Origin of the sequence: Streptomyces hokutonensis (genome assembly GCF_042751305.1) — a bacterium.
GTDB lineage: Bacteria > Actinomycetota > Actinomycetes > Streptomycetales > Streptomycetaceae > Streptomyces > Streptomyces hokutonensis_A.
The window spans coordinates 586,948-603,415 of sequence record NZ_JBHYWD010000002.1 but is presented as its reverse complement, the minus strand read 5'-3'; the positions used below and the strand labels follow the sequence as shown (position 1 = coordinate 603,415).

17 protein-coding genes are annotated in these 16,468 nt (G+C 70.0%); 12 read left to right on the top strand and 5 right to left on the bottom strand.

The features are described from left to right. Positions 1–14 precede the first annotated feature (14 nt). Positions 15–854, top strand: a complete 840-nt coding sequence (locus ACFXC1_RS08920; RefSeq protein ID WP_381240752.1) for a hypothetical protein — start codon at positions 15–17, stop codon at positions 852–854. 15 nt (positions 855–869) lie between these two features. On the opposite strand, the gene ACFXC1_RS08915 is transcribed toward ACFXC1_RS08920, so the two are convergent. The 5 genes from ACFXC1_RS08915 to ACFXC1_RS08895 all read right to left on the bottom strand — a co-directional run bounded on the left by ACFXC1_RS08915 (position 870) and on the right by ACFXC1_RS08895 (position 6,009). Further along, positions 870–1,310 (bottom strand): SRPBCC family protein, encoded by a 441-nt coding sequence (locus tag ACFXC1_RS08915; protein WP_381240749.1) that lies wholly within the window; start codon positions 1,308–1,310, stop codon positions 870–872. Positions 1,311–1,363: 53 nt separating this feature from the next. Further along, a complete protein-coding gene (locus ACFXC1_RS08910) occupies positions 1,364–1,702 on the bottom strand; it encodes an ArsR/SmtB family transcription factor (protein WP_381240747.1) in 339 nt (112 codons plus the stop codon). Further along, complete coding sequence (locus ACFXC1_RS08905; RefSeq protein WP_381240744.1) at positions 1,699–2,163, bottom strand: SRPBCC family protein; 465 nt, start codon at positions 2,161–2,163, stop codon at positions 1,699–1,701. Before ACFXC1_RS08905 ends, ACFXC1_RS08910 begins: the two co-directional genes overlap by 4 nt. Positions 2,164–2,265: 102 nt before the next feature. Continuing rightward, positions 2,266–4,656 carry an ATP-binding cassette domain-containing protein gene (locus ACFXC1_RS08900; RefSeq protein WP_381240740.1) on the bottom strand — a complete coding sequence of 797 codons (2,391 nt, stop codon included), beginning with the start codon at positions 4,654–4,656 and terminating at the stop codon, positions 2,266–2,268. 120 nt (positions 4,657–4,776) lie between these two features. Next, complete coding sequence (locus ACFXC1_RS08895; protein ID WP_381240737.1) at positions 4,777–6,009, bottom strand: MFS transporter; 1,233 nt, start codon at positions 6,007–6,009, stop codon at positions 4,777–4,779. Between the two features lie 100 nt (positions 6,010–6,109). On the opposite strand from ACFXC1_RS08895, the gene ACFXC1_RS08890 reads away from it, so the two are divergent. The 11 genes from ACFXC1_RS08890 to ACFXC1_RS08840 all read left to right on the top strand — a co-directional run bounded on the left by ACFXC1_RS08890 (position 6,110) and on the right by ACFXC1_RS08840 (position 16,195). Then, positions 6,110–6,658: a CGNR zinc finger domain-containing protein gene (locus tag ACFXC1_RS08890; protein WP_381240735.1), complete on the top strand. Its 549-nt coding sequence runs from the start codon at positions 6,110–6,112 to the stop codon at positions 6,656–6,658. A gap of 191 nt (positions 6,659–6,849) precedes the next feature. Next, positions 6,850–7,626, top strand: a complete 777-nt coding sequence (locus ACFXC1_RS08885; RefSeq protein WP_381240734.1) for an N-acyl homoserine lactonase family protein — start codon at positions 6,850–6,852, stop codon at positions 7,624–7,626. Positions 7,627–7,778: 152 nt separating this feature from the next. Beyond that, the gene (locus tag ACFXC1_RS08880) at positions 7,779–9,434 is read left to right on the top strand and encodes an ABC transporter substrate-binding protein (protein WP_381240731.1); all 1,656 of its coding nucleotides are present in this window, start codon (positions 7,779–7,781) and stop codon (positions 9,432–9,434) included. Beyond that, positions 9,427–10,338, top strand: coding sequence for an ABC transporter permease (locus ACFXC1_RS08875; protein ID WP_381240729.1), 912 nt, complete (start codon positions 9,427–9,429; stop codon positions 10,336–10,338). Before ACFXC1_RS08880 ends, ACFXC1_RS08875 begins: the two co-directional genes overlap by 8 nt. Then, positions 10,335–11,405, top strand: a complete 1,071-nt coding sequence (locus tag ACFXC1_RS08870; protein ID WP_381240726.1) for an ABC transporter permease — start codon at positions 10,335–10,337, stop codon at positions 11,403–11,405. The genes ACFXC1_RS08875 and ACFXC1_RS08870 overlap by 4 nt, the downstream gene beginning before the upstream one ends. A 5-nt stretch (positions 11,406–11,410) precedes the next feature. Further along, entirely contained in the window at positions 11,411–12,106 is a 696-nt protein-coding gene (locus ACFXC1_RS08865) for an alpha/beta hydrolase (RefSeq protein WP_381240723.1), read from the top strand. Further along, positions 12,103–13,116, top strand: a complete 1,014-nt coding sequence (locus ACFXC1_RS08860; protein ID WP_381240720.1) for an ABC transporter ATP-binding protein — start codon at positions 12,103–12,105, stop codon at positions 13,114–13,116. The genes ACFXC1_RS08865 and ACFXC1_RS08860 overlap by 4 nt, the downstream gene beginning before the upstream one ends. Further along, a complete protein-coding gene (locus tag ACFXC1_RS08855; RefSeq protein WP_381240718.1) occupies positions 13,113–14,075 on the top strand; it encodes an ABC transporter ATP-binding protein in 963 nt (320 codons plus the stop codon). Before ACFXC1_RS08860 ends, ACFXC1_RS08855 begins: the two co-directional genes overlap by 4 nt. A 19-nt stretch (positions 14,076–14,094) precedes the next feature. Then, on the top strand, positions 14,095–14,859 hold the full coding sequence (locus ACFXC1_RS08850; RefSeq protein ID WP_381240716.1) for an amidohydrolase family protein: 765 nt from the start codon (positions 14,095–14,097) through the stop codon (positions 14,857–14,859). Next, a complete protein-coding gene (locus ACFXC1_RS08845; RefSeq protein ID WP_381240713.1) occupies positions 14,856–15,314 on the top strand; it encodes a cytidine/deoxycytidylate deaminase family protein in 459 nt (152 codons plus the stop codon). The genes ACFXC1_RS08850 and ACFXC1_RS08845 overlap by 4 nt, the downstream gene beginning before the upstream one ends. Further along, a complete protein-coding gene (locus ACFXC1_RS08840) occupies positions 15,308–16,195 on the top strand; it encodes a creatininase family protein (protein ID WP_381240710.1) in 888 nt (295 codons plus the stop codon). The genes ACFXC1_RS08845 and ACFXC1_RS08840 overlap by 7 nt, the downstream gene beginning before the upstream one ends. Positions 16,196–16,468 lie beyond the last annotated feature (273 nt).

Genomic DNA, 16,468 nt, shown 5'->3' with positions numbered 1-16,468 from the left:
ATTCTCCCGGCGTCATGGTGGACAGCGTCCTCACCAGGCCCGCCGGCAAGGAGGACAAGGCGATGATCGCCGTCAACCCCACCCTCCCTACCGACGTAGTCGTCCTGCTGGCCGCCGACCCGGATCCGGGGATACGGGGCCTGATCGCGCACCGCGCAGACCTCGGACCCGCCGAACGCCGCGCGCTCACGACCGACCCGCACCCCGACGTCCGGCTGGCCGTGTCCCTCCACCCCGCCTTGAGCGAGGAGGAGCGGGCCCGGATCGACTACCAGGTCCCCATGGACCATCCCTTCGTCTTCCACCCTGCGCCCGAGGTGCCCCGGGATCCCCGGACCGTCCGCCGAAAGGCACTCTCCAACCACCCGCTGCTGCGCCGGCAGGCAGCCGGCGACCACCTGCTGCCACCGGATCTCGTCGCCCGCCTGGCCGCCGACGACGACCTCGGTGTACGCGTCCTGCTGGCCCAGAACCATCCAGCTGCCCCCGCGCCGCTTCTGCTGCGCAGCTTCCTCGAGTACACCGGCCCCGGGCGCAGCCACCTCACCACCCGGCCCGGCTTCCCGACAGGCGGACTGGCCGTCTTCGCCGACCATCAGGACCCAGAGGTCCGGGCCTTGGCCGTACGCGACCCCGAAACCGCGCCGGCAGTCGTGGAGCGGCTCACCCAGGACCGGGAACATGCCGTGAGAACTGCGGCGACGCGCCATCCGAACCTTCCGCAGTCCCGGCTGGAAGCACTCCTCGACGACGAGGAACTGGCCCACGCCGCGGCTGCCAACCCGGCGCTGAACCCGGACACGATCCGCCGGCTGGTGAAGACGGACAGCCGACGGGCAGGGCCGTCGGCCTAGCGTCAGGACTCGAGTTCAGTGCCAGTTGCTGATCCTGACGTCGTGTGGTGCCGGTTCACCCTTGCCGGTTTCGACCAGCTTCTTGAGGCTCATCAGGAAGGTCGCCCACTTGGTGCTGCAGTGGTACATGAACTCCACCGGCTCCTTCCAGCCCTCGTGCCGGAAGAGCACGATCGTGAAGCCGTCCTCCTGCTTCAGCTCGAAGCGGACCTTCGTTCCGATCCACTCCTCGGGACCCTCGGCGACCTCCCAGAGGACGGACTCGGCCGGCCGGGCCTCCAGGACCCTCATGTCGAACCCACCGGGCTCGAAGCGGAACCGGATCACTCCCCCGACCTCGCTGTCGCCGTCCGTGTCCTGCGTCCACCAGCCCGCCAGTCCCTCGACCGTGGTCAGGGCTGCGTAGACGTCGTCGGGTGACGACGTGACTCCGATCCTGTGCAGGATGTCCGCCATGTCGATGCCTCTTTCCCTGATGTCCCGTGCGGGTGCGCGAGAAGCGTGCGCGGTCAGCTCTCGCGGCCGCGCTGGATGGCTTCGGCGATCGTCTTGATGCGATGCAGCCGGGCGTCCCAGGCCGCCCCGACCGACGACAACTGTGCGATCGCGCGGGCCAGTTGGGCCTCGTCCACTTCGTAGAGGCGCTCACGTCCGGACGGCCTGGCATGGACCAGCCCGACCCGGTCAAGCACACCGAGGTGTTTGGCGACCGCCTGCCGGGTGACCGGCAGCCGCTCGCTGAGCCTGGTCGCCGTACCGCCGCCGTCGGCCAACAGCAGGTCGAGCATCCGCCGCCGGATGGGGTCCCCCACCGCCGACCAGAGTTCGTCGTCGACCACGACATTCATCGCGCCGACACCACCCGGGCGACATACGGGGCGAGGCGGGGCAGGAAGTGGTCCCAGCCGTTGACGTGGTCGCGGTACTGCTCCTCCAGTACGGCCGCCTCCCAGCCCTTCTCCCGGAACCCCGTCTCGGTGAAGCGCAGCAGCGTGCCCGCGCCGGACGGAACGAGGTCGAAGGTCACCAGCAGTGAGTTGGCCGGCGTCGCGGCCTCGCCCTCGTCGTACACCCATCGGAAGGAGAACCGCCGGGGCGGGTCGGCCTCCATCACGGTGAGTGCCACGACGTGCGCCTGCGGTGTGGTGCTGTCGCCGAACGTGATGACTCCGGTGGCGCCCGGCACGGGCTTCAGCTCCGCCTCGTCCGGCCACCACTCCCGCAGGTGTTCGGGGGCGCTGACGACCTCGTAGACCACGGCCGGCGTGGCGTCGATGTGGATCTCCCGCTCGATGCTGCCGTATTCCATCCCACTCCTCCATCATCTCGCAACCTTTGGTTGCACATGACTTTAGAGGCTTCTTTCGTCATGCGCAACCATCGGTTGCGTGATGGGGGGCGCGCATCCGGCTCAGGCGCCCACGTACGCCGCCAGATGCTCCCCCGTGAGCGTCGACCGCGCGTCGACCAGGTCCGCCGGCGTCCCCTCGAAAACGATCTTGCCGCCGTCGTGTCCGGCGCCGGGGCCGAGGTCGATGATCCAGTCGGCGTGGGCCATGACGGCCTGGTGGTGTTCGACGACGATGACGGACTTGCCGGAGTCGACCAACCGGTCCAGCAGGCCGAGGAGTTGCTCGACGTCGGCGAGGTGGAGGCCGGCGGTGGGCTCGTCGAGGACGTAGACGCCGCCCTTCTCGGACATGTGGGTGGCGAGCTTGAGGCGCTGGCGTTCGCCCCCGGAGAGGGTGGTGAGCGGCTGGCCGAGGCTGAGGTAGCCGAGGCCCACGTCGGCGAGGCGGGTAAGGATCTTGTGCGCGGCCGGAGTTGCCGCCTCGCCCGTGCCGAAGAACTCCTCGGCCTCGGTCACCGACATCGCGAGCACCTCGCTGATGTCCCGCCCGCCGAAGTGGTATTCGAGCACCGACGCGTCGAACCGCTTTCCTTCGCACTCCTCGCACGTCGTGGCCACGCCCGCCATCATCGCCAGGTCGGTGTAGATGACGCCGGCGCCGTTGCAAGTGGGGCAGGCGCCCTCGGAGTTGGCGCTGAACAGGGCCGGCTTCACGCCGTTGGCCTTGGCGAAGGCCTTGCGGATCGGTTCGAGGAGTCCGGTGTACGTCGCCGGGTTGCTGCGACGTGAGCCCCGGATGGCGCCCTGGTCGACCGACACCACGTTCTCGCCGGGCGGGATCGATCCGTGCACCAGCGAGCTCTTGCCGGAGCCCGCGACTCCCGTGATGACGGCGAGGACGCCGAGCGGGATGTCGACGTCGACGTCCTGGAGGTTGTTGGCACTGGCGCCCCGGATCTCCAGTGTGCCGGTGGGCTTGCGGGTCGACTCCTTGAGCTTGGCCCGGTCGTCGAAGTGCCGGCCGGTGATGGTGCCGCCGGTGCGCAGCTCCTCGACGGTGCCCTCGAAGCAGACGGCGCCGCCGGCCGTACCGGCGCCCGGGCCGAGGTCCACGACGTGGTCGGCGATCGCGATGGTCTCCGGCTTGTGCTCGACGACGAGCACCGTGTTGCCCTTGTCGCGCAGGCGCAGCAGCAGGTCGTTCATGCGCTGGATGTCGTGCGGGTGCAGACCGATGGTCGGCTCGTCGAAGACGTACGTGACGTCGGTGAGGGAGGAGCCGAGGTGGCGGATCATCTTGACGCGCTGCGCCTCACCGCCCGACAGCGTGCCCGCCGGCCGGTTGAGGGACAGGTAGCCGAGGCCGATCTCGACGAACGAGTCGAGGGCCTGCCGCAGCGCGGTGAGCAGCGGGGCGACCGACGGCTCGTCGAGGCCGCGCACCCACTCGGCCAGGTCGCTGATCTGCATCGCGCAGGCGTCGGCGATGCTGACGCCCTTGATCTTCGACGAGCGGGCGCCCTCGTTGAGGCGGGTGCCGTCGCAGTCGGGGCAGGTGGTGAAGGTGACGGCCCGGTCCACGAACTCGCGGATGTGCGGCTGCATACCCTCCCGGTCCTTGGCGAGCATCGACTTCTGGATGCGCGGGATCAGACCCTCGTAGGTCATGTTGATGCCCGCGATCTTCATCCGGGTCGGCTCGCGGTGGAGGAAGTCCTGGAGTTCCTTCTTCGTGAACTTGCTGATGGGCTTGTCGGGGTCGAAGAAGCCCGACTCGATGTACAGGCGCGAGTTCCAGCCGCCCCCCGTGTAGCCGGGCACGGTGATCGCGCCCTCCGCAAGGGACTTGGAGTCGTCGAAGAGCTGGGTCAGGTCGAGGTCGGTGACCGAGCCGCGGCCCTCGCAGCGCGGGCACATGCCGCCGGTGATGCTGAAGCTGCGGCGCTCCTTGACCTTCTGTCCGCCGCGTTCCATGGTGACCGCGCCCGCGCCGCTGATCGAGGCGACGTTGAAGGAGAAGGCCTTGGGCGAGCCGAGATACGGCTTGCCGAGACGGCTGAAGAGGATGCGCAGCATCGCGTTGGCGTCGGTGGCGGTGCCGACCGTGGAGCGGGGGTCGGCGCCCAGCCGCTGCTGGTCGACGATGATCGCGGTGGTCAGTCCGTCGAGGACGTCGACCTCGGGACGGGCCAGCGTCGGCATGAAGCCCTGCACGAAGGCGCTGTACGTCTCGTTGATCAGCCGCTGCGACTCCGCGGCGATCGTGTCGAACACGAGTGAGCTCTTGCCCGAACCGGAGACACCGGTGAACACCGTCAGCCGGCGCTTCGGGATCTCGATGCTGACGTCCTTGAGGTTGTTCTCGCGCGCCCCGTGCACACGGATCAGATCGTGGCTGTCGGCAGCGTGCAGCCCGGACGACTGCGTATCCGTTCTCGTGGCCTTGCTCATCGTGCGTTCCCTCCGTTTGCGCCAGGCCGCCGAGAGTCGCTCGGCGGACATCGCCTGGCCCGATCCAACCAGGCTTCGAGCGGTACGTCCGCTTCCGGTGTGCCGCACCTGGCAGTCACGCTAGGGGGAAGGCGTGGCCTCGCGCTTCTCGAATCCTGACCGGTCCGCTTGCCTCGCACCGCGCTGCGCACGGCGTACGTGGTGCAGATGCCGGCCCAGCGCCACCACGGCCAGGGCGGCGGCCAGTCCCGTCACACCCCGCCAGCCGAACCGGTCGTATGTGCGCACCCCCAGCCAGGAACCGGCGCTGCCGCCGAGGAACGCGCAGGTCATGTACGCGGTGTTGATACGGGCCCGGGCCTCGGGTCGTAGCGCGAAGATGCGGGCCTGGTTGGCGACCTGGCCGGACTGGACGGCGACGTCGAGCAGCAGCATGCCCGCGGCCAGGGTCAGCAGGCCGGCCGTGCCGCCTCCGGCGGCGGGCACGAGGAGCGCGGCCGAGGCGATCGTGCCGAGCATGGCGAGGAGGCTGACCGTGTCGGGGCCTCTGCGGTCGGCCAGCCGCCCGGCGAGGGGGGTGCTGAACATGCTGGCCGCGCCGACCAGTCCGAGGATGCCCACCGCCTGGGCGCCCATGTTGTACGTCGGTCCGGTGACGAGCAGGGTCAGCGTGGTCCAGGCGGCGCTGAAGCCGCCGAAGACCATGGCTTGGTAGAGGCAGGAGCGGCGGAGGTCCGGTTCGGTGCGCAGCAGGCGCAGCGGGGCGGCTATCAGGGCCGGGTAGCCGTGCTGGGTGGAGGGTGTGGTCGGCGGGACGGCGCGGGAGAGTACCGCCGCCAGCACCAGGACGACGACCGCCGCCACGAGGTACGGCGCCCGCCAGCCGAACCGTTCGCCGAGGGTGCCGCTGAAGGTGCGGGCCAGGAGTATGCCGCCGATCAGGCCGCTGAGCAGGGTGCCGGTGACGGCTCCGCGGCGTTCGGCGGGGACGAGTCCGGCGGCCATCGGGATGATGATCTGGGGCACGACGGTCGTCACGCCGGTGACCGCGCTCGCGGCGACGAGCAGCGGGAGCGAGGGCGCGGCACTCGCGGCGAGCAGTCCGGCGGCGGTGAGCACGAGCAGGGTGACGATCAGGGGGCGGTGCGGCAGCCGGTCGCCGAGCGGGACGAGGAGGAAGATCCCGGCGGCGTAGCCGAATTGGGCCGCGGTGACGACGAGGGCGGCCGAGGCGGCGGAGACGCCCAGGTCGGCGGCGACGAGCGAGCTGATCGCCTGCGGGAAGTAGATGGTCGAGACGCCCACACCGCAGGCGAGGGACAGGACGAGGATCACCCAGCGGGGCACGGACACACCTCACGTGAGAACCGGTTTGACTGGTTCGGGTGACGGTAGCAGGAGAGGCGCCCTCCTGGCACCACTTAAACCGGTTCCCCGGGAGTAGGGTGGGCCCGTGTCATCGACTCCGCGCTTCCGCCAGGGCGCCGGGCGCCTCTGCCTGGACTTCATCCGCACCCTGCGCCACCGTGGTTCGCCCGACGTCGTGGAGGAACTCCCCGACGCCGAGGCCCTGTCGGCATGGGTCCGGCAGTGCGGCCCCTGCACGGCAGGCGGATACGCCGACGCGGCCGGGGCACGCGATCTGCGCGAGGCCGTCCACACGCTGATCACCTCCGTCCGGGCGGGCCGGATGCCCGACGCGCACTCGCTCGCCCTGGTCAACGAGGCCGCCGCGCACCCCGTGCCTGTGCCGCGCCTGAACCGCACGGGACGGCTCGACTGGCAGGCCGAGGATCCCGTCCGGGCCACCCTCGCCCTCGTCGCCCGTGACGCCCTCGACCTCGCGACCTCCCCGTCCCTCACCCGCGTCCGCGACTGCGCGGGCCCGACCTGCGGCGCCCTGTTCCTCGACACCTCACGCCCGGGGAACCGCCGTTGGTGCTCGATGGGCACCTGCGGAAACCGGGCCAAGAAGGAGACACTGCGCGGCAGGACGGCCTGATCGGCGCGCCGGAGAGAACTTGTTCACCTCTCGGCAACCGCCTTTGGGATCCACATACTTAGAGTGTGGATCCCATCCAGAACCTGATCCCGATCCCCCGAACACAGCCCCTCGCGCCCCCGGAACGGATCACGCATGCGCCTCCCATCTCACCCGCACATCCCATGACACGCCACGGCGTACGAAGTATCGTGCCCCTGCTGCTGGGCTGGGAGGAACTCCCCAAGTCCGTCTCCGTGCACGGCGCCCCCTACGAGGAACGGCTGCGTGAACCCGTACCGGCGGTCCTCCTGGAGTGCGACGGCGGCTGGCTGCTGCTCGACACGGGCTTCAACACGGCACTGATCCGGGACCCGGCCCTGCGCCGGCGCTTCTACGGCTCCCCCAACTACCGGCCGATCCTGCCCGGTCCGGGCGAACCCCTGGAGGAGGCCCTCGACGCGGCCGGTATCGCGATGGACGCGATCCACGCGGTGGCCGTCAGTCATCTGCACGCCGACCACGCGGGCGGGCTCAAGCACTTCGCGGGCCGGGTGCCGGTGCACGTCCAGCGCGGGGAACTGGTCTACGGCCTGTCCGGGCAGCCCGAGGTCGAGCGGCACTCCATCTTCCGCGTCGACTTCGACGACCCGCGCATCGACTGGCGACAGGCCGACGGGGACGCGGAGATCGCGCCCGGTGTGACCGCCGTACTGACCGCCGGGCACACCCCCGGACATCAGAGCTTCGTCGTGGACCTCGCGGACGGCGGCGGTTTCGTGTTCGCCTTCGACGCGGCCGACCTCACCGAGAACATCGAGCTCGAGCGTCCGATCGGCGCCTCGATCGGTGTCGAACCGGAGAGCACGGTGGAGCCCATCCGCCGGCTCAAGCGCATCGCCGCCGAACGCGGCTACGAACTCATTCCCGGTCATGACCCCGTGGTCTGGCCCGAGTTGATCCGCCGCCGGGGCACGCCGGGCGCGTAGCCGACACTGGCCGGATCGCGTCCACAGGCCGATTCACACGGCTTTAACACCCGGGACACGAGAGGGACTCTGTGGCCCGTGAACATGTTATTGGATCCAATCTTGACACTTTGAGATCCATAATCCGAGGATCGGTGCCCAAGGAGGCCCACATGCCGGACCAGTCAGCTGGATCGTCCTCACCCGGCTCCACCCCGTCGACGGCGTCGCGCCGCACCATGCTCCGGGGGGCGGGACTCCTCGGAGTGGGCGTCGGCTTCGGGCTGCCCGCCCTGCTCAGTGCCTGCGGTGCGGCGGCCGACGACGCGAAGGGGAGCAGCAAGGGCGGCACGCTGACCCTCGCGATCGACGCGACGAGCGCGGTCAACGACCCGTCGTTCTACACCTCGTTGGGCGACTGGATGGCCGTCGACTGCATCTGTCGCGGCCTGACGTTCATCTCCTTCGAGACCAACGAGCCCACACCCGACCTGGCCAAGAGCTGGACGATCTCCGACGACCAGCTCACGTACACCTTCGCGCTGCGCGAGGGCGTCAAGTTCCACGACGGCACCACGCTGACGTCGGCGGACGTACTGGCCAGCCTGGGGCGGCAGTTCGACGAGAAGGACAAGACGCTCCCCAAGGGCGCCACCCGCCCGCTGTCCGACCTCGGCGCGAACGTCGCCTCGCTCACCGCTCCCGACGACCTGACCGTCAAGATGGTCCTCAAGAAGCCGGACCGCACGACCCTCGGCCAGCTGTCCGACATCGGTGGCCGCATCATCTCCAAAGCCGCGCTGGAGAAGTACGGCGCGGACATCGGCAAACACCTCGTCGGCACCGGCCCCTTCGCCTTCTCCGCCGCCACCTCCGGCCAGTCGATCACCCTCACGGCCTTCGACGACTTCCGCCTCGGCAGACCACCCGTCGACCGGCTGGTGCTGCGCCAGGTCCAGGACCCGTCGACGATCGTCAGTTCGCTGCTCAGCGGTGACATCTCGGCGACCCAGTTCACCCCGTACTCGGCCGCCGCGCAGCTGCGCAAGGACGACTCGGTGACGGTCTACAAGACGCCGTACAACGCCAACGCGATCCTGATGATCGACGCCCGCCGGGTCCCCGAGCTCAAGGTCCGCCAGGCGATCAACCTCGCCATCGACCGCAAGGCCATCCTGGACCAAGCCTTCTACGGCGTCGGCGCGCTGCCCGGCGGCTACGCCATCCCGCCCGCGCAGAGCGGCTACGACACCAGCCTCGCCGACCTCAGCACGCAGGACACGGCGAAGGCGAAGCAGCTCGTCGCCGAGGCCGGTGCCGGTGGCCGGCGTATCCGGCTGATGGCGGCCAGCGACTCCTGGCACCCGAAGGCCGCGCAGATCGTCGCCCAGAACCTGACCGACGTCGGCTTCAAGGTGGTCACGACCTCGGTCGACCCGGCCACCTACTTCACCCGGCTCCTCGACGGCAAGGACGACTACCACGACCTGATGATCTGGGAACGCAACACCTACGTCCCGGACGCCAACGACATGGTCGGCGCCATGGCCAGCCCCACCGGACTCTACGGCGCGACGATCACCGGGATGGACACGCTCAAGGGAGCCTCCTCTCTCGCCGCGGACCTGGAGACGGCCAAGAACCTGCCCCTCGGCGCGCAGCTTACGGCCGCCTACACGAAGATCCAACGCCGTTGGGCGGAGGACTACATGGTCCTGTCGATGCTGGCCTGCTTCGCCAACCTGGTGGTCAGCGGCTCCCACGTGAAGCACATGAACACGGCGGCGCTGGCCAACCACCGCTGTTACATGGAGAAGGCCAGTGTCTGACACCACGACCGCTCCACCAGCCGTGGCGACCGTACAGCCCCCGTCGTCGCCCTTCACCGGGCGGACGGTCCTCGCCGTATGGCGTCGGCGCCGGTTGGCACGGTCCTGGCCGGCCGTGCTGTCGTGGCTGGTACTGGTCGCGCTGGTCCTGGTGGCCCTCGTGGGGCCGCTGCTGGTCCAGGCGGACCCGCTGCGTCAGACGTCCTCGGCGCTGCTGCCCATGGGCTCGTCCGGCCATCTGTTCGGCACGGACGACCTGGGCCGTGACGAGCTGGCCCGACTGGTGCACGGCGCAAGGCCGTTGCTGCTGGTGGCGTTCGCGGCGACGGCACTGGCGGCCGTCGTGGGAACCGGCATCGGACTCGTCGCCGGGTACGCGGGCGGTGTCGTCGAGCAGGTCCTGATGCGGATCGTCGACCTCGCTCTCGCCTTCCCCTCCATCCTGCTCGTCATCCTCCTCGTGGCGGCCGCGGGACCGGGCACGGTCAGTCTCGTCTTCGGCATCGGGGTGTCCCTGGCACCCGGTCTGGCCCGCCTCGCCCGGGCCCTGACCGCGCGCGAAGCGGCCCATGACTACGTCGTCGCCGCCAAGTTGGGCGGCACCCGCACCTCGCGCATCCTCGCCCGCGAACTCCTCCCGAACATCGCCGGACCGATGCTCGCCCAGGTCGTGATGACGCTCTCGATCGCGGCGGGCTTCGCCGCCGGCCTCTCCTACCTCGGCCTCGGCATCCAACCCCCGCAGCCCGACTGGGGCTACATGGTCCAGGCGGGCCAGGAGTTCCTCTACACGGCACCCCGTCTGGTCGTCCTGCCCGCGACGTTCACGCTTCTCTTCGTCGTCGCCTGCAACTTCGTGGGCGACGACCTGCGCGACGCGCTCGACGTGAAGGGGCCCGCGTGACCACCGCACTGCTCCCCCTTCGCAGGCCCAAGTGGGCAGCGGGACCAACCCTGTTGGTCCTGCGACGGCTCGCGGTCATCCCCGTCGTCCTGTTCGCGCTGGCCAGCCTGGTGTTCCTCGCGATGCGGCTGCTGCCCGGCTCACCGGCGACCTCGCTCGCGGCCGGCGGCAACACCCTGTCCGCGTCCGACCTGGCGGCGAACGAGGCGCGCGTCAACAAGGCCCTCGGCCTCGACCGACCACTGATCGTCCAATACGGCAGCTTCCTCAACGACTTGGTGCACCTGCGGCTCGGTACGTCGTTCTACGGCTCCAACAGCGTTCTCGGTCTGCTCGGCGACGCGCTCCCCGCCACGATCGAGCTGACGCTCGCGGCGATGACGATCGCGGTGCTGCTCGGTGTCGTCACCGGTGTCATCGCAGCTCTGCGCAAAGGGAGTTGGATCGACCACTCGACGCGGGCCGTCGCCACGGTCAGCTTCTCCCTGCCGTGGTTCGCTCTCGGCGTCCTCGGCATCGTCGTGTTCGGGGTGTGGCTGCGCTGGCTCCCGGTCCTCGGCCGGCTGCCCAGTTCGCTGGACTACAACCCGACCACCAACTTCGTTCTCCTGGACGCGATTCTGCAGAACCGCCCCGAGCTGGTGTGGCCGTGGATCCAGCATCTGATCCTGCCCGCCGTGACGTTGGCGCTGTCGATGGCCGGGTTCATCACCCGCATCGTGCGCGCCTCGGTGCTGGAGGTCCTCGACGACGACTTCGTACGGACCGCCCGTATGAAGGGCCTCAGCGAGAGCGTGGTGATCCGCCACCACGTGCTGCGCAACTCCTGGCTGCCCATCGTGACCGTCCTGGGGCTTCAATTCGGTTCCCTGCTTGGCGGTTCGGTGATCACCGAGACGGTCTTCTCCTACGCCGGTGTCGGCCGCCTGCTCGTGCAGGGCGTCCTGCAACGCGACTACCCCGTCGTGCAGGGCGCCGCCCTCGCCATCGCGCTCCTCTTCACCCTGGTCAACCACGCGGTGGACGTGCTCTACACGGTCCTCGATCCGCGGCTACGGAAAGGATGACCCGCATGGACATCGTGCTCGTCCACGGCGCCGGCGGACGGCCGACGACCTGGTCGGCCGTCCAGCCCCTGCTGGCCGCTCGCGGTCACCGGCTGTTCGTCGTCACCAACCCGATGACCTCCCTGGGGGACGACATCGCCAACACGGCGGCCGTGCTGGCGGAGACGACGGGCCCGGTGCTGCTCGCCGGGCACTCCTACGGCGGCGCGGTCATCAGCAATGTCGGGCGCGATCCGAGGGTCAAGGGGCTTGTCTACATAGCCGCCTTCGGGCCGGACGAGGGCGAGACGGTCAACGAGATCGTCGAGCGCTACGAGGAGGCCGAGATCTCCAAGTACATGCGGCGCGGCCCCAACGGCGAGTGGAAGTCCGAGACGAGCGAGGCGTTCTGGGCGGAGATAGGTCCTGATCTCTCCCCCGAGCAGCGGGCCGTGGTGGAGGCGGAAGGACGCAAGGCGGAGAACCTCATCTTCACCCAGCCGACCGGCACACCGGCCTGGCGAACCCTGCCCAGTTGGTACCTGGTCGCCGACGACGACCGCACACTGCGCCCCGAGATCCAGAACGACATGGCGGCCCGGATGAAGGCCACCGTCGAGCACGTGCCGGGCAGCCACTACACGACCCTGGTGTGGCCGGAGCGCGTCGCCGACCTGATCCACACGGCGGCCGTGGCCGTGGCCGTGGGCGAGGGCTCATGACGTCCGCGCCCGTGCTCGAAGTGCGGGACCTGCGCGTCCAGTTCGACGTCCCGGCGGGCCGGCTGCCCGCCGTGGACGGAGTGGACCTCACCCTCCGGCAGGGCGAAGTCCTCGCGCTCGTGGGCGAGTCGGGGTCGGGGAAGTCCGCCCTGTCGATGAGCCTGGTCGGCCTGAACCGCGGTCCGCGCACCCACATCAGCGGTGAGGCGGCCTTCAAGGGCCGTGACCTGATCTCCGCGTCGGAACGTGAGTTGCGGGGCGTGCGCGGCAAGGACATCGCGGTCGTCTTCCAGGACGCGCTGGCCGCACTCAACCCGCTGCACCGTGCGGGCGCCCAGGTCTCCGAGATGATCCGCGCCCACCGTGATATGACACGGGGTCAGGCGACCTCCCGGGCCGTGGAGTTGCTCGGCGAGGTCGGCATCGCGGGCCCCGACCGCACGGCACGCGCCTACCCGCACCAGCTCTCCGGCGGTATGCGCCAACGCGTGATGATCGCGATGGGCCTGGCCAACGACCCAGCCGTACTGATCGCGGACGAGCCCACCACGGCACTCGACGTCACCATCCAGGCCCAGGTGCTGGCCGTACTCAAACGCGTCCAGCGCGACCACGGCACCTCCGTCCTGCTGATCACCCATGACCTGGGTGTCGTGGCCGAGGTCGCGGACCGGGTGGCGGTGATGTACGCGGGCCGCATCGTGGAGCAGGGGCTGCGCGAGGAGGTGCTGTTCCACCCCCAACACCCGTACACGATGGGTTTGTTGGGATCAGTCCCGCCGATCGACGGTCCTGTCGTACGACGGCTGCCGACCATCGCGGGCAGCCCGCTGACCGGGGTGGACCGACCGTCCGGCTGCGCGTTCGCGCCCCGCTGCCCCTTCGTCCACGACGCGTGTGCCGAGCGGCCGGTGCTGCGGCAGCGGCACGGCGATGACGGGCACCTCGACGCCTGCGTGCTGCCCTCCCCCGCCCGCGCCACGGCCCGTTCCCAGGGAGGCCTCGCATGACCGCCGCGCTTATCCGGGCCCGCGAGCTGCGGGTCGAGTACCCGGGCCGGGCGAGCGGCCGGATCAGGGCGCTGCGGGACGTCGACCTCGACATCCTCCAGGGCGAGACCCTCGGCCTGGTCGGCGAATCGGGCTGCGGGAAGTCGACGCTCGGCCGGGCCCTGTTGCGCGTGATCGAACCCGCCTCGGGCCGCATCGAGTTCGACGGCACCGACCTCACCCGGCTGCGCGGGCGCCAACTGCGGCGTACGCGCGCCGAGTTGCAGATGGTCTTCCAGGACCCGTTCGGTTCGCTCAACCCGCGCCGGAGGATCGCCGACATCGTCGCCGAACCCCTGCTGCGGGCACGCGGCGCCACCCGCGCCGAGGCCACGAAGACGGTGTCCGAGCTGCTCGACCTGGTCGGGCTCGGCGCGGAGGCCGGCGGGCGCAGGCCGCACGAGTTCTCCGGCGGTCAGCGTCAACGCATCGGCATCGCCAGGGCGTTGGCCTCGTCACCGCAGTTCGTGGTGGCCGACGAGGCGGTCTCGGCGCTGGACGTGTCGATCCAGGCCCAGGTACTGAACCTACTGTCCGACCTGGTCCGCGACCGGGGCCTGACAATGCTGTTCATCTCGCACGACCTGGGCGTCGTACGGCACATCGCCGACCGGATCGCGGTCATGTACCTCGGCCAGATCATCGAGATCGCCTCCCGCGACGCCTTCTTCGCCGCCCCCGCGCACCCCTACAGCCGCGCGCTGTTGTCCTCCGTGCCGGTGCTGCGTCCCGGGGACAAGCGTGAACAGGAGGTGCTGGAGGGCGAGTTGCCCGATCCGGCGAATCCGCCCGAGGGCTGTCTGTTCCGCACCCGGTGCCCCATCGCCACGGAGCAGTGCCGCACCAGCGCGCCCGAGCTGCGCGAGATCGCGCCGGGCCGCAGTGTGCGCTGCCATCTTCCCCTGGTCACCAGCGAGTAGCTAGTAAGGACGTACCGCCTTGATCATCGACGCGTACAACACCACCCAGGACGTCCGCGGCCGTTCCGACTACCTCACCGGCGCCCGTAAGGGCCAGGCCCCGCCGCCGTACAAACCCTTCGAGCCGCGCCGCATCCTCGACCGGATGGACGCGGCCGGGGTGGACATGGCGATGGTGTGCTCGCTCGCGCAGCGCATCGAGAACGACTTCATCGCCTCGCTGGTGGCCACGTACCCGGACCGGTTCTTCGGCTTCGGGCAGGTGATGCCGCAGGCCGACGACGCGCTGGACCAGATCGACCGGATGGCCGACGCGGGGCTGGTCGGACTGAAGCTGCACCCGAGCCTGCACGGATACCACGTCGCCGACCACGGCCTCCTCGACCCGGTCTTCGAGGCGTGCGCACAGCACGGACTACTCGTCCTCGTCAACGCTCTCGACGACGCGTTCTGCGCGCCGCTGGCCATCGAGGAGATCGCCCGGGACCACCCCCAAGTCCCCACGATCATCGCCCACATGGGGGCGGTGTGGAACGTTCCGGAGGCGATCATCGTGGCCGAGCGACAGCCGCATGTGTACCTGGAGACGTCGGCGACGCTGATGAGCGACGTCAAGCGTGCCTACGCGCGGCTCGGGCCGGAGAAGATCCTGATGGGCAGTGAGTGGCCCGGCTCCGACTTCGACCTGGAACGCATGAAGATCGCCAAGGCGGTCGAGGACGAGAAGGACCGGGCGCTGGTCGAAGGCGGCAACATGGCCCGGCTGTTGGGGCTGACGGTATGAGCGCCGTGAACGTGCGGCCGGTGGCCGTACCGCCGTCGATGCACGAGGACGATGTCGAACTCCTCGCCACCGCACAGCACTTGCTGTCCCGAGTGTGGCAGTCGGGCCGGCACGAGGTGGCGACCGCTTTGCGCACGGCGGACGGCCGGGTGCACACCGGGGTCCATGTGGAGGGTTCCTGCCGGCGGAGTTCGATCTGTGCCGAGGGGGTGGCCATGGGTACCGCCCGGGGCGCGCTGCCCGCCGGGGCGGAGTTGAGCATCACGTCGGTGGTGTCGGTGCAGATCAAGCCGGCGGGCTGGTTCAGGATCATCGCCCCGTGCGGGGTCTGCCGCGAGCTGATCAGCGACTACTGCCCGGACGCCACCGTGTGGGTCACCACGGTCGACGGGGACGAGCCCGTCCCGCTGCGCGCCCTGGACCTGCTGCCCGAGAAGAGCCGACGCCGATGGTGAGCACCAACGACCCCGAGGAGAGGAGAGCCATGTCGTCCGTCTTCGTCACCGGCCCGTCCGGACGGACCGTCCCCACCGGGCTCGATGTCCCCGAACTCGCCGCGCAGTTGGGCGGATCCGGGACGCCGGTGCTGTGGGAGGAGCTGACCTGGCCGGAGGCCGAGTCCACGGCCGCGGTCCAGGACGCCGTCATCATCCCCGTGGGCGCCACCGAACAGCACGGCCCCCACCTTCCGCTCGCCGTGGACACCCGGATCTGCGAGGCGGTCGCCCTCGGCGTCTCCGCCCTGACCGGCGTGCCCGTCGTACCGCCACTGAGCTTCGGCGTGTCGGCGTCCCACGGCGACTTCGCGGGGACGGTCGCGCTGCGGCCGGAGACGATGATCGCCGTCGTCGAGGACGTCATCGACTCGCTCCACGCCTCCGGAGTACGGCAGTTCGTGCTCCTCAACGGGCACATCTGGAACAACGGCGCGCTCGACGTGTCGGCCGAGAAACTGAGGGTCCGTCACTGGGACGCGCGGGTACGGGCGTTGGGGTACGTGACGATGTACCCGGGGCCCGAGGTGGACGGACACGTCACCTACGGGCGGGCGTTGATGCACGCCAACTTCTTCGAGACATCGGTGATGCTGCACCTCGCTCCGGAACTGGTGCGGATGGAGCGGGCCACCTCCCATGTCGACGTCGACTCGTTCTGGGACTACCGCATGGACCAGGTCAGCGAGACCGGGGTGTGGGGCCGGGACGTTACCGACGCCAACTCCAAGCACGGCGAGGCCGAGTTCGACCGCTGCGTCCTGACCACAGCCCGGGCGGTGTCCACGGCGGTCCGTGAACCGTGGCCCGACCCCACTCACCGTCCCGGACGCCAGGCGTGAAGGAGAACCATGTGGACCCCAGCATCGTGATCCCCCGGCTGCCGGACTGCGAGCCCATGCTCATCGGCGGCGAGTGGACCACCGGCACCGCGACGGAGCGCATCCCGGTGCTCGATCCCGCCACGCGCGAGCAGCTCACCACGGTCGCCCAGGCGGGACCGGCCGAGGGGGGGGGGGGGGGGGGCGGGCCCGCCCCCCCCCCCCCCGCGCCCCCCCCGCGCGGGGGGGGGGCGCGCCCCCGGGCCGAGGGAGGAAAAACACATGCCGGAGAGG